Genomic DNA, 14,818 nt, shown 5'->3' on the forward strand with positions numbered 1-14,818 from the left:
TTTAATTAGAAAAATCAACATTTACAGGTTTTTCAGCACCTGCTTCAGCATCAAAATAAGGTTTTTCATCAAAATTTAAAAATCCAGCTATTATTGAATTCGGAAATGTATTGACATGTACATTATAAGGTTTTATTTGTTCGTTATATCTAGTTCGTGCAGTTTGAATCGTGTTTTCTGTACTCGTTAATTCATCTTGTAATTTTAAGAAATTTTCGTTGGCTTTTAAATCCGGATATTTTTCTACAGTTACTAATAATCTAGAAAGTGCACTACTTAAGCCTCCTTGAGCTTGGTTGAATTGCTTAAGTTGGTCTGGTGTAATATTAGAAGGGTCTATGGTTGTTTTTGTTGCTTCACTTCTGGCTTTAATAACAGCTTCTAAAGTGCTTTTTTCAAAATCGGCAGCACCTTTAACAGTATTAACAAGGTTTCCTATAAGATCGTTTCTACGTTGGTAAGATGTTTGTACGTTTCCCCAAGCTTCTTTTACATTTTCATTTAATGTAACCGCAGTGTTATTAATACCTTTACCCCAAGAGTAAAGACCAAATGCTAGTATAGCTATAATAATTAATGGTAAAAATTTCTTCATAATAAAATAAGTTTAAAAGATGTTTTTATTTGTTAGTATGTAAGACACAAAACTTGTGAAAAAGTTACATGGTTAGTAGTTTTTAAAGAGATAAAACTTAAAGGTGTTCTTTTATTTTAATAAGTTGGTTTTTTATATCTTCCAATTTACTTACTATTTCAAAATTGTTAAGGGTGTCTTTTTTGCCTTCTTTTAAATGTGTTTTGGCGCCTTCAAGTGTAAAACCACGTTCTTTAACAAGATGATAAATAAATTTAAGATTTTTAATGTCTTCTGGTGTGAATTTTCGGTTGCCTTTAGCGTTTTTTTTTGGTTTTAAAACATCAAATTCTTTTTCCCAAAAACGAATTAACGAAGTGTTTACGCCAAAAGCTTTTGCAACTTCTCCTATAGCATAATAACGCTTTTCAGGTAAATCTATATACATATTAATCTAGAGATTGGTTTTCTAATGAAGCATGCTCCAATAGTTTGCTAAATTCTTCAGCAGTTAAACTTCCATAATAAAAGTTTATAGGGTTTATTCTTTGTTTGTCTTTAAAAACTTCATAATGGCAGTGTGGTGCTTCAGAACGACCTGTACTTCCAACAAAACCAATGAGGTCGCCTCGTCTTACTTTTTGGTTTTTTCTAACATTGTATTTGTACAAGTGTGCGTAAAGACTAACGTATCCAAAACCATGATCGATTCTAATATGTTTACCATAGCCACTAGAACCAGAATCTGCACGAATAATAACACCATCGCCAGTTGCATAAACAGGAGTGCCTCTTGGAGCCGTAAAATCCATGCCCCAGTGCATTTTTCTAGTTTTGTTAAATGGGTCTGTTCTCATGCCATAACCAGATGCCATTCGGGTTAAATCTTCGTTACTTACAGGTTGAATGGCAGGAATAGCAGCTAATAATTTTTCTTTTTCTTCAGCAAGTTTTGTTATTTCATCTAAAGATTTAGATTGTACAACAATTTCTTTTTCAAGAATATCTAATCGCTTATTACTCTCTTTTATGAGTTTAGAATTATCAAAACCTTCAAATTTTTTATATCTATTTACACCACCAAAACCTGCTTTTCTTTGTGCTTCTGGAATAGGGTTTGCTTCAAAATATACACGATAAATATTATTGTCTCTATCTGCAATATTAGCTAACACAGCCTCAGCTTCATCCATTTTCTTATTCAATAACTCAAATTGTAATTGTGCATTTTGCAGTTCTCTTTTTAAGGCGCGTTCTTTAGGAGATTCTACATATTGACTCGCAATAAAAACGAATAAAAAACCAAAAAGTGCAGATGCTAATAGAAACACTGAAGCATACTTAAAAGTTGTACGCTTTTTGCGTTCTATTTTTTTATATGAAAGCGATTCGGAATCGTAATAATATTTTACCTTACTCATTACTTAAAATATACTATTTTTGCAATTCATGAAATTCAACTTAATGGTTGTATTTTATATGCAAACGACCAAACCTACAAAAAATTATTAGAATACTACTCATAGTAGTGTAATTGTAGATTTGCTCGCTTAAGCATTTAAAATGGAAAGTAAAGATAAAAATTGTTTTGCAATTAATATAATTTAATAGAAAAGAGAATATATAAATGAAGTCTCAAGATATTCGATCTAAGTTTTTAAGTTTTTTTGAAGAAAAGCAACATGCTATTGTTCCATCTGCGCCTATGGTGTTAAAAGATGATCCAACTTTAATGTTTGTAAATTCTGGGATGGCTCCTTTTAAAGAATATTTTTTAGGAAATGCACAGCCTAAAAGCAATCGTATTGCAGATACCCAAAAATGTTTGCGTGTATCTGGAAAGCATAACGATTTAGAAGAGGTTGGGTATGATACGTATCACCATACTTTATTTGAAATGTTAGGTAACTGGAGTTTTGGCGATTACTTTAAAAAAGAAGCCATTGCTTGGGCTTGGGAACTTTTAGTAGATGTTTATGGTATAGATAAAGATATTCTTTACGTTACTGTTTTTGAAGGTTGTGAAGAAGATGGAATTGGAATGGATACCGAAGCTTATGATTTTTGGAAAGAACTTATTTCTGAAGACCGTATTTTAAAAGGTAATAAGAAAGATAACTTTTGGGAAATGGGAGATCAAGGTCCTTGTGGTCCTTGTAGTGAGATTCATGTAGATATCCGTTCTGCAGAAGAAAAAGCTAAAATTTCTGGGAAAGATTTAGTGAATATGGATCATCCACAGGTGGTAGAAATTTGGAATTTGGTATTTATGCAATACAATCGTAAAGCAGATGGTTCTTTAGAATCTTTACCAAATAAGCATATCGATACAGGTATGGGATTTGAGCGTTTATGTATGGTGTTACAAGGTGTACAGTCTAATTACGACACCGATGTATTTACACCTATAATTCGTGAAATAGAGACTATTACCAATAAGAATTATGGAAAAGACGAAAAAGTAGATATTGCTATTCGTGTAATATCTGATCATGTTCGTGCCGTAGCATTCTCTATTGCCGATGGGCAGTTGCCAAGTAATACAGGTGCAGGATATGTTATTAGAAGAATTTTGCGTCGTGCCGTACGTTACGGTTTTACGTTTTTAGATAAAAAAGAACCTTTTATATATAGATTGGTTGATGTATTGAGTAAAAAAATGGGAACAGCTTTTCCTGAATTAAAAGCTCAAAAACAACTTATAGAGAATGTTATTAAAGAAGAAGAACAGTCTTTTTTAAGAACGTTAGATCAAGGGCTTGTATTATTAAATAGAATAGTAGAAGAAACTAAAGGCGATACTGTTTCTGGTGAAAAAGCATTCGAACTGTATGATACTTATGGTTTTCCAATAGATTTAACTGCTTTAATTCTTTCTGAAAAAGGATTGAATTTAGATGAAAAAGGCTTTAATGAAGAGCTTCAAAAACAAAAAGACCGTTCAAGAGCAGCGAGCGAAATGTCTACAGATGATTGGACTATTTTAGTTGATGATATTGAGGAAGAATTTGTAGGATATGATACACTTGAAGCTCAAGTAAAATTAACACGATACAGAAAAGTTGTTTCTAAAAAAGACGGTGAAATGTATCAGTTGGTGTTTAATATAACGCCGTTTTATGCTGAAGGTGGCGGACAAGTAGGAGATAAAGGATATCTGGAAGATGCTCATGGAGATGTGGTTTATATTTTAGATACTAAAAAGGAAAGTAATGTTATTATCCATTTTACAAAAAACTTACCAAACCATATAAATGAAACGTTTAAAGCTGTTGTTGATGAAAAACAACGTTACAGAACCGAATGTAATCATACAGCAACACATTTATTACACCAAGCTTTAAGAGAAGTTTTAGGAACACATGTAGAGCAAAAAGGTTCTGCTGTGCATTCAAAACATTTACGTTTCGACTTTTCACACTTTTCAAAATTAACTATTGAAGAATTACGTGATATTGAAAATTTTGTAAATGCTAGAATAGAAGGGAAATTACCGCTTATAGAAAAACGAAATGTTGCAAAAGAAGAAGCTATTGCAGATGGCGCTATGAGTTTGTTTGGTGAAAAATATGGAGATACCGTTCGTGCTATTCGTTTCGGACAATCTATAGAGCTTTGTGGAGGAACACATGTTAAAAACACAGCTGATATATGGCATTTTAAAATAGTGTCTGAAGGCGCTGTTGCAGCAGGAATTCGTCGTATTGAAGCCATTACAAATGATGCCGTTAAGGATTTTTATTTTGAAAATAACCGCGCTTATTTCGAAATGAAAGATTTACTTAACAATGCAAAAGAGCCAGTTAAAGCATTACAGAATTTACAAGACGAAAACACGAGTCTTAAAAAGCAAATTGAAGCATTATTAAAAGATAAGGCTAAAAACATAAAAGGAGAACTTAAGGCTGAGTTACAAGAAATAAATGGTATTCAGTTTTTAGCTAAGAAATTAGATCTAGATGCTTCTGGAATTAAAGATGTGGCTTTCGAGTTAGGAAGTCAATTTGAAAACTTGTTCTTATTATTTGGAGCAGAACTAAAAGGAAAAGCATTGTTGTCTTGTTATATTTCAAAAGAATTGGTAGCAAGCAAAGGACTTAATGCAGGACAAGTAGTTCGTGAACTTGGAAAATATATTCAAGGAGGTGGTGGCGGACAACCATTTTTTGCAACTGCAGGAGGTAAGAATCCAGGAGGGATTGATGAGGCTTTAGATAAAGTAAAACAATTTATTTAATTAGATATAGAAAGTTATGAAAGCAAAGATTATAATTTTTTTAATGTTAGTTTTTCCAACTATTTTTTTAGCTCAACAATTTCCTAGTCCTCCATCTATGAGTGCAATAAATAATCAAATGATGCAACAGCACCAAATGATGCAGCAACACCAAATGATGATGAGAATGTTGCAAAATAATATTCAAACGGATGAGCAAAAATTGAGTAAAGAACAGAATAAAAAAATAAAGCTTCAAAAGAAGATCAATAGCTTGAATGATGAGTTGTCAAAAATAAAAAACACAAAAGAACAATCTGAAAAAGGGTATCAAAACCAGAAAAATAATTTAAAGAAAAAGATTGATAAAAATACCGAAAAGTTAGAAGTCTCAAATATAAAAATTGAAAATCTTAAAAGTAGTATTAAAAAAGCTAAAATAGATTTAGAAGAGAAAAAGAAAGAAAAAGAATTAAGAAAACTAAAGAAAGAAGAAAAGAGGAAAAAGAAAGAATGATATTTTTATAATTCGATATAAATCTCTTTATATGTTTAAAATTGACTAATTCGTAAAATGAACTTAATCACCAAAATTCCAATTTCAAAAACCAATTTTCCGATTGATTATTCTTCTAAAATTTTATTATTGGGTTCTTGTTTTTCAGAGAATATTGGCAATAAGTTTGATTATTTTAAGTTCCAGTCTGTAGTTAATCCGTTTGGAATTTTATTTCAGCCTAAAGCTGTAGAAACTTTAGTACTTAATGCTGTAGAAGAAAAAAAGTATTCAGAAAGCGATATTTTTTTTCATAACGAACAATGGCATTGTTTTGATGCGCATTCAAAATTAAGTCATTCTTCAAGTGAAAAACTTCTGAATAATTTAAATGAGCAAATCGCAACTACAAATAAACAAATCCAACAATCAACACATGTCATTATTACTTTAGGCACTTCATGGGTATATCGTTCTGTTGAAACTAATGCTGTCGTTGCCAATTGCCATAAAGTACCTCAAAAACAATTTAAAAAAGAGCTGTTATCTGTTGAAGAAGTGTCAGATTCTTTACAAAGCATATTAAATTTGATAAGAAGTGTTAATTATGATGCTACTGTAATTTTTACAGTTTCTCCAATCCGTCATACAAAAGATGGATTTGTCGAGAATACGCAAAGTAAATCACATTTATTAACTGCAATCCATCAAGTTGTAGGTAATCAATCATATTATTTTCCTTCCTATGAAATTATGATGGATGAACTTCGAGATTATCGTTTTTATGCCGAAGATATGATTCATCCGAACCAAACAGCAATTGATTATATCTGGGAAAAGGTTAAGCAGGTTTGGGTTTCTACTGAAGCTTTAAAAACAATGGAAGAAGTTGATGCTATTCAAAAAGGACTTCTGCATAAACCATTTAATCCAACATCTGAAGCACATAAAAAGTTTCTTCAAAAATTAGAGACTAAAAAAGAGACTCTTCAAACACAATTTTCTCATATCGTATTCTAAATATACGTAATTCATCGTATTGATTTCATTTTATTAAAGTTGCAGTTTTGTGATGCTATTAATCATAAAACAATTCTAAAATGAGAAAATTAAAACAATGCATGTTACTTCTAACAGTAATTTCAGTAATAACATTTTCATCTTGTTCTACAAGTGACGATGGGGGGAGTGGAGGAGATGCACCTTCAGGAACATTAACAGCGAAAGTTGATGCGACATCATATAAATCTATGGAGATTTCATCATCTGCTACCGTTGCAACAGCTGGCCCTGGTAAAAATTTAATAATTATAGCTACAAATAGTGATGGTAATGCTTTTGCAATGACTGTTTTTGGATATACTGGAGCTGGTACTTATGAATTTACAGGAGCAAATCTAGCAGTTACAAATTCAGCATCTTATACCGAAACAGATGTTAATTTAAGTAACCCTACTGCTTCAACTACAGAAATTTGGCAAGCACCCTATGATGACACTTTGGTGGGTTCTATTTCAGTTTCGGAAGAAACAGATACTAAGGTTATTGGAACATTTAGCTTTAAATGTAAAAATGTATTAGGAAATGATTCTATAAAGAATATTACTGATGGATCTTTTAATCTAAATAAGAAAACCATATAAACTATTTAAACAAAATCAACAATGAGAAAATTTAGTCAATTAATGTCATTCTTAATAGCGATGCTATTAGTGACAACAGTAAACGCTCAAAAGGCAGAAGTACCAAATTTTAATTATGATTTGGGAGGTAAGGTGGAAAAAATGACTCTTACTAGTTCGGGAGTATTGTTAATTACACACGGAAAAGGATTGGCAGGTATTAAACCTGGACAAGAAGGCTTGCTTTTTAACTTTGACGATTATGGAAAAGTAAAAGAAGAAGAAATAAATATAATACCTAATACGCCTTACGTTATGGTTGGGCAAGCAGGGTTTGCAGGTATTTCTGCAAAGCAAAGTGTAATAGATGTTGTTTCTGGTAAAAGATTATTTGATACAAAAGCAAATGGATGGAAAGCAGCAGGACAACCAACCTTATTGTTGCCAGAAAATAAACTTATTGTTTCTGGTCAGCGTACAGCTAAAGAAAAGTATGCACAGGCCATTGGGATTTATGATATGGGAACAGGAAAAGAAGAAAAACTTTTAACTTTAAAAGGTTCTGAAATTATGACTGGAACTCCTAAAATAATTCATGGTGGCTTAATTGTTTCTTCGCAAAAACGTTTGTATAGAATTGATTTAGCAACGGGTAATGAAACTTGGACAGCCGATTTAAAAAATGTTGCTTTTGTTGAACCTGCTGAAGATGGAAAATCTTTATATGCTTTCGTTAATAAAGGAAAAAATCATGAAGTACACAAAGTAGATGGTAATGGATCAGAATTGTGGCCTGATGGGAAAAAATTAAAAGGTTTTGTTTCAAATTTCGAGATTACACCTAAAGGTTTAGCTATTGTTAGCGATGTAGCTAGTTCGGGTAAAGGAGGATTAGCAAAATTAGCAGCTGCAAAAGCGCAAAGTAATATTTCTTTTTTATCGGCAAGTACAGGTGAAGACCTTTGGGAAAAAGCTCCAAAAACTAAAGGATATGTTCAACACTTCTATATTATGGATGACGGGATTTTATTTGGTATTGGAGAAGGTGGAATTAATAAAATATCGTTTGAAGGACAGCCTTTGTTTAAAAAGCCACTAAAAACAGGTGAAAATATTCATACCATGGCATTAACTAAACAGGGTATGATTTACATAACCGATAGTGATGCAGATATTATTAATTTAGAAACAGGAGAATCTATTTGGAGTAAGCCCATAAAATATAAGCGCGCCAAAGCAGTAACAAGTGTATATGATGCAACCCATAGTCGTTATTTAATTAGTACAGGAGAAGAAATGATTGCTATAGACGAAAACTCTGGTGATGTAAGTACTTTGGCATCTTATAGTTTTGATGAAAAGGAGGATCCAACAAGTTTAGAGATTAGAGATAAAGGGTTGTTGTTGTCTTCAGATCAGAATATGATGATGCTTGGTTTTGATGGTTCAGAAAAGTTTCATGAATATTTTCGTTCTCCAGGTAAAAGTGCTTTTGCTATAGTGGCCTTAAGTGCATTGGCTTTAGCTTCTACGGCAGCAATGGCTGATGCAAGTTTTCAGGCAGGAGCTAATAAAAATTATTTAGGACAGTATAATCAATACGGTGCTCAAAAACAGCGAGAAGCCGATGCTTTTGCTGCTATTGCTACCGCATCGTTTAACGAAATGGCTAAACGTTTTAGAGCAACAGCTGCAACTAAAGATGCTCAATTTATTTTAACAAAACTTGATGATGGTGTAGGTTTGGTGAAAGTTAATAAAGATTCTGGAGTGGTAGAGAAAGAAATTATTTTAAAAGACAAAAAACCAACATATGAAGTTGATGAGATTGGGGGCTATTTGTATTATTTAGCTAATGGAAGTACAATATATTCTTACGACCTTAAAGAATAAATCTTGTTGTTGAGATTTGTTTGATTAGGCGTGGTAAATTACATTATTGCGCTTAATCTTTTTTTTATAACATTTAATCTGAAAAATTATCTGATTTTCAATATATTAGGTTAAATTTAAAATGCTATTAATCAGTTCGTATTAAAAAACATCAGCTATATAAATCTATAATAAAGATTTGTGGTTGGTGTTTTTTTTGTAGTCATTTTAACTTAATATTAGTCTAATATTAAATTTTTGTAGCGATGGGTTTTAATATGTTTTTCAGTATATCAATTTATGCTTTGGTTTGTGTTATTATAGGTTTTAATATTAAGGTTTTTAGCAATACAATTATGTTAAACAAAAATTTTATTAAACGGTATTTGAAGTTAAAAGAAGTATTTAAGTTAGAACAAAGTAAATACGATGTGATTTCACAAAAAGTTTTGTTAATAGATAATTCGCATAATTCTCTTTTTAATAGACTATTTATAATAGCTAAAGAATTACTCTTGGCTCAAAATCTAATGTTTAAAACAGATGAATAACTACTTTTTATGAATAAAAGAAGTCTATATATCATTTCCTTGGTTTTTTTCTTTTTAGGAATTTCTATTAATTCCCAAAATTTAGATAGTTTATTGGTAGTAGCTAAGAATACTAATAATGATTCATTAAAAGTTAGTTTGTATAATAAAATAGGGTTTAGTTATATTTTTAGTGATTCAAAGAAAGCGCTTCAAGCTATTAATAAGGGGAAGCAAATTGCAAAAACTAAAAACCTATACGTTGGTTTGTCAGAACTTATTAATACACATGGTATTTATATGGATGTAACTGGTCAATCTGATTCTGCTCAATATTATTTTAAAAAGGCTTTAAATTTTAGTAAAGAACATAACATACAAACTACCGAGGTTAGAAGCCTAAATAATTTAGGAATGTTTAACTGGAATATTGGTAATATGAAAGAAGCACAACGCTTCTTTTTTCAGGCTCTTAAAATGTATGAAGATTTAAATGATGAAAAATCGACAGCCATTCCGTTAAGCAATATAGGGCTTATATATCAAGAAGTTTATATGGTTGAAGAGGCTTTAAAATATCATCTAAAAAGTCTTAAAATAAGGAAGGCATATAATTTAAAACATGAGCAAACTAATTCGTTTAATAATATAGGTATTTGTTTAAAAGAGTTAAAACGATATGATGAAGCCTTAAAAGCTTATAAAGACGGTCTTAAGGTAGCTTTAGAGTCAAATAATTTAATAAATTATTATAAGATTATAGAAAATATAGGGAGTTTATATGAAGAACAAAAAAACTATATTAAAGCATTAGAATATTATGAAAAAGCTTATGAAGTTCCAGATAATCTGTCTTCTAATGATAATACTAAACTTATAGTTTTAGGAAAGTTAGTAGGCGTGTGTAATAAATTAAACAAACCTAAAAAAGCATTACAATTTTCGGAAAAGGCAGAAGAGATCTTTTTAAAATCTCCTCAGTATAAAAGTTTTTCTGACGATTTCCTTATTAATTCCGCTGAGAGTTTTTTTAGGAATGGTAACACAAAAAAAGCAAGGCAATTTATAGAAGAATATAGCAAAATAAAAGATTCTTTGTTTTCTGCAAATAACGCAAAGGCATTAGCCGATCTAAAAGTTAAATATCAAACCGAAAAAAAAGAAAAAGAGATACTATTACATAAAGCAGACTTAGCCGAAAAGGAGCTTCATATAAATCAAAAAAACACACAAATAATTGGATTAGGTATTTTAGCTATTGTTATATCTGTATTAGGGTATCTAGTTTACAAACAGCAAAAGTTAAAGAATGAACAACTCAAAAAAGAAGGCGAATTAAAAGAAGCATTAGTTAAAATTGAAACTCAAAACAAACTAAACGAGCAACGATTAAAAATATCACGGGATTTACATGATAATATAGGGGCACAACTCACTTTTGTTATTTCATCTATTGATAATTTGCAATATGGTTTTAAAATAAAAAACAAAAAATTAAGCGATAAATTAAATAGTATAAGTGCTTTTACAAAAGATACTATTTACGAATTGCGCGATACTATATGGGCAATGAATAAAAATGCCATTTCTTTAGAAGATTTACAAGGACGTATTTCTAATTTTATTGATAATGCTGATGCTTCATCAAATTCAGTAAGTTTTAATTTTACTATTGACAAATCACTTTCAAAAGAATTAGAGTTTAAGTCTGTTATGGGTATGAATATTTATAGAATCATCCAAGAAGCCATAAACAATGCAATTAAATATTCCGAAGCTTCAAATGTTATTGTTAATATAGAAAACTTAAAAGATAGCATAAAATTCGTTGTTCAAGATAATGGTAAAGGCTTTGATGAAAATAAGGTGGTTTTAGGTAATGGACTTAATAATATGAAAAAAAGAGCCCGAGATATAAATGCTACTTTAAAAATTGAAAGTGAATTAAATAAAGGAACTTCAATAATATTAGAACTTTAATCTGTTAAGCCATGAATATTAAAATAGCTATAGTAGACGATAACTCTTTCTTAATAAAAATGGTTGCCGAAAAACTGTCGTTTTTTGAAAATTTAAAGATTAGTTTTTCTGTATTAAATGGTTCTGATTTGTTAAATAAACTGGAAGAAAATCATAATATTGATTTAATTTTAATGGATATTGAAATGCCCATTTTAAATGGAATTGAAACTACCGAAATAGTAAAACAAAAGTATCCGCACATAAAAATTATTATGCTCACAGTTTTTGATAATGATGAAAACATTTTTAACGCAATAAAAGCTGGGGCCGATGGATATTTACTTAAAGAAGTTAATGCAAAAGATTTATATGAAGGCATAAAAGAAACTTTAAATGGAGGAGCAGCAATGAATCCATCAATAGCTATGAAAACCTTAAAGTTATTAAGGAATCCTTTCAATATTGAAAACATTCAAGAACAAGAAGATATTAAGCTGACCCCTAGAGAGGTTGATGTGCTAGAACACTTAAGTAAAGGGTTGAGTTATAATTTAATTGCCGATAATCTCATTTTGTCTACAGGAACAGTAAGAAAACATATTGAAAATATTTACAAAAAGTTACAGGTGCATAATAAATTAGAAGCCGTTCAAAAGGCGAAAAAAAACAACTTAATATAATGTTTGCTTAACTTTCTCTTAATAAGAAAAACGAGGAACTACTATATCTTTGTATTGCTATTACAATGTAGAGTTAATGACATTAGTTAGACTTCATATGTCGAAGATAAACTGATGTTTTTTGCTTTATAATAAGTTCTTCAATTAAATAATATTTTAATTTTCGTTTGTTATAAAGAGTGTTAGTTCTAAAATATTTCTAAATTAGGGCATGCGAAAAATTCTATTTGGTGTTGTTTTAACTTTAATTATACTTTTCACTTTTAAATATTGTGAAGATAAAAAGGGTGATGAAATTCTACTTCGCGAGAACTCTATACTTATACAGGAACAAATTAAAAATGTTGGGAAGTTAGTTGTTACCGAAGGGCATTTTAGCGAAGTTTTCAATTATAAAAATTCAAAAGAAATTTTAGGCGATTATTTTACCTCAGAAAAAAAAGCCCTTGTTGTTGTTAATGCCGATGTTACGATAGCTTATGATTTAAGTAAAATTGAATTTGAAGTTAATGAAGCTGATAAAACACTTACTATATTAAGTATTCCTGAAGAAGAAATAAAAATAAATCCAGATTTTGAATATTATGATATTCAAGCAGATTTTTTAAATCCGTTTGAAGCCAAAGATTATAACAATATTAAAAATATTGTAAAGCAATCATTAAATAAAAAATTAGAAGCATCTGATTTAAAAAAGAATGCTAAAAATAGATTGATTAGCGAACTTTCAAAATTCTATATTCTAACAAACTCTTTAGGTTGGACGTTAAAGTATAACGAAAACCAGATGCAATCTATTAATGATTTTCAGGAGTTGAAATTATAGTTTGCTATTTAAACTACTCCAGCCACCACCATTCATACACTCAATACCATTGCTTTTTAAAATAGATGCAGCACTTCCAGAACGCATGCCACTAGCACAACAAGTAATTACAGGTTTGTTTAGTTTTTTTATGTCTTTAATTTTAGAGCTAATATTCTGTAACGGAATATTCTTAGAACCTGAAATGGCTCCTTGACTGTATTCTTCTTTAGTGCGAACATCAATAATAATAGCTCCTCTTTTTTGAAAATCGTTAATCATATCTTTTTTGTTTCCAAATAGCATATCTAATAAACCCATAGTCATAATTTGTTTGTGCAAATATCATTAACTTATAATAAAAGAATGTAACATCTGTTACTAAAAATTTTATGTATATTTCAACCAGTAAATTTATTAGTAGAATGGAAGCATACGTTAACTTAAATATAGAAAACAAAGTCGGGTATATTGAGTTTTATCACCCAAATAGAAACTCAATGCCTAGTGATATACTCACCCAATTAGAACAAACAATTATTGGTGCAGGGAAAAATGATGCTATTAAAGTTATTGTTTTAAAAAGTGGAGGCGATAGAACTTTTTGTGCAGGTGCTAGTTTTAATGAAGTTGTAGAGATTGAAGATGAAGAGGCTGGATTACAGTTTTTCTCTGGATTTGCAAAAGTAATTAATGCGATGCGTAAATGTCCTAAATTAATTATTGGTCGTGTACAAGGAAAAGCAGTAGGTGGCGGTGTTGGTTTAGCTGCTGCAACCGATTATTGTTTAGCAAACATATATGCATCTATACGATTAAGTGAATTAAGTATTGGTATTGGTCCCTTTGTTATAGAGCCTGCTGTATCAAGAAAAATAGGGAAAACAGCTATGGCTGAAATGACTATTGATGCTGAATCTCTTTTTTCTTCAGAATTTGCAAAAAGCAAAGGTTTGTATGCTGAGGTTTTACCAACTACAGAAGCACTAGATATAGCTGTTGAAACGTTAGTGAATAAATTAGCGAGCTATAACCCTGAAGCATTAACAAATATGAAAGAAGTACTTTGGGAAGGTACAGATCATTGGGATGATTTATTGTTAGAGCGAGCTAAAATTAGCGGAAAGTTAGTGTTAAGTGAATTCACTAAGAAAACTTTAAAGCGTTTTAGATAGTTTTTTTAATTACTTAAGAACGATATATAAACAAATAAAGGTTAGCATTTTAAATGCTAACCTTTATTTATATAAATTTTTTAAAGAGATTTTCTTAATCTTCGTTAGGAAAAGATACTTTTTCTAGTGCTTCTTTTTCTTTTTTAATTTTCTCTTTTTGATTTTTAATTTTTTCATCCAATTCATTTAATTTTTCATTGGCTTTTTTAATTTTCTCTCTTTTTTCATTAGCTTCTTCTTCAGAGATTTCTTTATTACGCTCTTTTTTTTCTAAACGTTCTTTAGCTTCTTTTACTCTTCTATGGCCATCATTTAAAGTGCGTTCACCTTCTGTTATTTTTTCTTCTTTGTCTTTTATTTTATTACGAGCTTCTTCTGCTCTAGCTTTTCCAAATTCTCTTCCGCTTAAGCCGTTTTTGTTTTTTCCGTAAGCATTACCATTGTTATTTGCTTCTTTTTTTATTTTCTTTTCGGCTTTATCTTTTTCACTCGTTTTGTGTTCATGTTGCTTTTCATCATCATCATCATCATTTGTTTTGGTGCCTTTTTGTTTAGCCTTTTCAGCTTTCTCTTTTCCTTTATTTTTTAGTTCATGATGTTTTTTATTAGCATCTTCAGCTTCATCTTGTATGTCTTTTTTTGCTTTAGTACCTTTTTGTTTAATGTCTTCGGCTTTATCTTTTCCGTTTTTTCTAGCTTCAGAACCTTTTTGCTTAGCTTTTTCAGCTTTGTCTTTCCCTTTCTTTTTTAACTCTTGAACGTGTTCCTTAGCTTCTTTAGATGTGTTGTTTCCTTTTCCTTGAGCTACTGTTTGTTGGGTTCCAAGAAACATGAATAGAATAGTAGCTGTGAATATTATTTTTAATGTTTTCATAATCTGTTTTAG

The 14,818-nt window shown here is 30.3% G+C and carries 14 protein-coding genes; 9 read left to right on the plus strand and 5 right to left on the minus strand.

The features are described 5' to 3' along the window. Position 1: 1 nt before the first annotated feature. The 3 genes from ACH5TX_RS10155 to ACH5TX_RS10165 form a co-directional block, all read right to left on the minus strand. Positions 2-595, minus strand: coding sequence for a LemA family protein (locus ACH5TX_RS10155; RefSeq protein WP_439339390.1), 594 nt, complete (start codon positions 593-595; stop codon positions 2-4). Between the two features lie 97 nt (positions 596-692). Then, a complete protein-coding gene (locus ACH5TX_RS10160) occupies positions 693-1,022 on the minus strand; it encodes a MerR family transcriptional regulator (RefSeq protein WP_439339391.1) in 330 nt (109 codons plus the stop codon). Between the two features lies 1 nt (position 1,023). Beyond that, positions 1,024-1,995: a M23 family metallopeptidase gene (locus ACH5TX_RS10165; protein WP_439339392.1), complete on the minus strand. Its 972-nt coding sequence runs from the start codon at positions 1,993-1,995 to the stop codon at positions 1,024-1,026. A gap of 206 nt (positions 1,996-2,201) precedes the next feature. Here ACH5TX_RS10165 and alaS point away from each other — a divergent pair, with 206 nt between their 5' ends. The 8 genes from alaS (at position 2,202) to ACH5TX_RS10205 (ending at position 12,778) form a co-directional block, all read left to right on the plus strand. Then, on the plus strand, positions 2,202-4,811 hold the full coding sequence (alaS, locus tag ACH5TX_RS10170; RefSeq protein WP_439339393.1) for an alanine--tRNA ligase: 2,610 nt from the start codon (positions 2,202-2,204) through the stop codon (positions 4,809-4,811). A 16-nt stretch (positions 4,812-4,827) separates the two neighbouring features. Then, a complete protein-coding gene (locus ACH5TX_RS10175; protein ID WP_439339394.1) occupies positions 4,828-5,307 on the plus strand; it encodes a hypothetical protein in 480 nt (159 codons plus the stop codon). Between the two features lie 57 nt (positions 5,308-5,364). Continuing rightward, a complete protein-coding gene (locus ACH5TX_RS10180; protein ID WP_439339395.1) occupies positions 5,365-6,306 on the plus strand; it encodes a GSCFA domain-containing protein in 942 nt (313 codons plus the stop codon). Positions 6,307-6,386: 80 nt separating this feature from the next. Next, on the plus strand, positions 6,387-6,929 hold the full coding sequence (locus tag ACH5TX_RS10185; RefSeq protein WP_439339396.1) for a DUF6252 domain-containing protein: 543 nt from the start codon (positions 6,387-6,389) through the stop codon (positions 6,927-6,929). Positions 6,930-6,950: 21 nt separating this feature from the next. Further along, positions 6,951-8,801, plus strand: coding sequence for an outer membrane protein assembly factor BamB family protein (locus tag ACH5TX_RS10190; protein ID WP_439339397.1), 1,851 nt, complete (start codon positions 6,951-6,953; stop codon positions 8,799-8,801). Positions 8,802-9,340: 539 nt separating this feature from the next. After that, a complete protein-coding gene (locus ACH5TX_RS10195) occupies positions 9,341-11,290 on the plus strand; it encodes a tetratricopeptide repeat-containing sensor histidine kinase (RefSeq protein WP_439339398.1) in 1,950 nt (649 codons plus the stop codon). A gap of 11 nt (positions 11,291-11,301) precedes the next feature. Beyond that, a complete protein-coding gene (locus tag ACH5TX_RS10200; protein ID WP_439339399.1) occupies positions 11,302-11,952 on the plus strand; it encodes a response regulator in 651 nt (216 codons plus the stop codon). Positions 11,953-12,163: 211 nt separating this feature from the next. After that, a complete protein-coding gene (locus ACH5TX_RS10205; RefSeq protein WP_439339400.1) occupies positions 12,164-12,778 on the plus strand; it encodes a DUF4230 domain-containing protein in 615 nt (204 codons plus the stop codon). On the opposite strand, the gene ACH5TX_RS10210 is transcribed toward ACH5TX_RS10205, so the two are convergent. Continuing rightward, the gene (locus tag ACH5TX_RS10210; protein WP_439339401.1) at positions 12,773-13,078 is read right to left on the minus strand and encodes a rhodanese-like domain-containing protein; all 306 of its coding nucleotides are present in this window, start codon (positions 13,076-13,078) and stop codon (positions 12,773-12,775) included. The genes ACH5TX_RS10205 and ACH5TX_RS10210 overlap by 6 nt on opposite strands. Before the next feature lie 71 nt (positions 13,079-13,149). On the opposite strand from ACH5TX_RS10210, the gene ACH5TX_RS10215 reads away from it, so the two are divergent. Next, entirely contained in the window at positions 13,150-13,932 is a 783-nt protein-coding gene (locus ACH5TX_RS10215; protein WP_439339402.1) for an enoyl-CoA hydratase/isomerase family protein, read from the plus strand. 94 nt (positions 13,933-14,026) lie between these two features. On the opposite strand, the gene ACH5TX_RS10220 is transcribed toward ACH5TX_RS10215, so the two are convergent. Next, a complete protein-coding gene (locus tag ACH5TX_RS10220; RefSeq protein WP_439339403.1) occupies positions 14,027-14,806 on the minus strand; it encodes a hypothetical protein in 780 nt (259 codons plus the stop codon). Positions 14,807-14,818: the final 12 nt, after the last annotated feature.

It is taken from the genome of Thalassobellus citreus, from assembly GCF_044385915.1.
GTDB lineage: Bacteria > Bacteroidota > Bacteroidia > Flavobacteriales > Flavobacteriaceae > Thalassobellus > Thalassobellus citreus.

What these genes read in the sequence shown, in the direction of transcription:
- ACH5TX_RS10160 (WP_439339391.1), bottom strand. Translation starts at nt 1,022, where the DNA reads ATGTATATAGATTTACCTGAAAAGCGTTATTATGCTATAGGAGAAGTT.
- ACH5TX_RS10185 (WP_439339396.1), top strand. Translation starts at nt 6,387, where the DNA reads ATGAGAAAATTAAAACAATGCATGTTACTTCTAACAGTAATTTCAGTA.
- ACH5TX_RS10165 (WP_439339392.1), bottom strand. Translation starts at nt 1,995, where the DNA reads ATGAGTAAGGTAAAATATTATTACGATTCCGAATCGCTTTCATATAAA.
- ACH5TX_RS10200 (WP_439339399.1), top strand. Translation starts at nt 11,302, where the DNA reads ATGAATATTAAAATAGCTATAGTAGACGATAACTCTTTCTTAATAAAA.
- ACH5TX_RS10155 (WP_439339390.1), bottom strand. Translation starts at nt 595, where the DNA reads ATGAAGAAATTTTTACCATTAATTATTATAGCTATACTAGCATTTGGT.
- ACH5TX_RS10195 (WP_439339398.1), top strand. Translation starts at nt 9,341, where the DNA reads ATGAATAAAAGAAGTCTATATATCATTTCCTTGGTTTTTTTCTTTTTA.
- ACH5TX_RS10215 (WP_439339402.1), top strand. Translation starts at nt 13,150, where the DNA reads ATGTATATTTCAACCAGTAAATTTATTAGTAGAATGGAAGCATACGTT.
- ACH5TX_RS10220 (WP_439339403.1), bottom strand. Translation starts at nt 14,806, where the DNA reads ATGAAAACATTAAAAATAATATTCACAGCTACTATTCTATTCATGTTT.
- alaS (WP_439339393.1), top strand. Translation starts at nt 2,202, where the DNA reads ATGAAGTCTCAAGATATTCGATCTAAGTTTTTAAGTTTTTTTGAAGAA.
- ACH5TX_RS10180 (WP_439339395.1), top strand. Translation starts at nt 5,365, where the DNA reads ATGAACTTAATCACCAAAATTCCAATTTCAAAAACCAATTTTCCGATT.
- ACH5TX_RS10175 (WP_439339394.1), top strand. Translation starts at nt 4,828, where the DNA reads ATGAAAGCAAAGATTATAATTTTTTTAATGTTAGTTTTTCCAACTATT.
- ACH5TX_RS10205 (WP_439339400.1), top strand. Translation starts at nt 12,164, where the DNA reads ATGCGAAAAATTCTATTTGGTGTTGTTTTAACTTTAATTATACTTTTC.
- ACH5TX_RS10210 (WP_439339401.1), bottom strand. Translation starts at nt 13,078, where the DNA reads ATGGGTTTATTAGATATGCTATTTGGAAACAAAAAAGATATGATTAAC.
- ACH5TX_RS10190 (WP_439339397.1), top strand. Translation starts at nt 6,951, where the DNA reads ATGAGAAAATTTAGTCAATTAATGTCATTCTTAATAGCGATGCTATTA.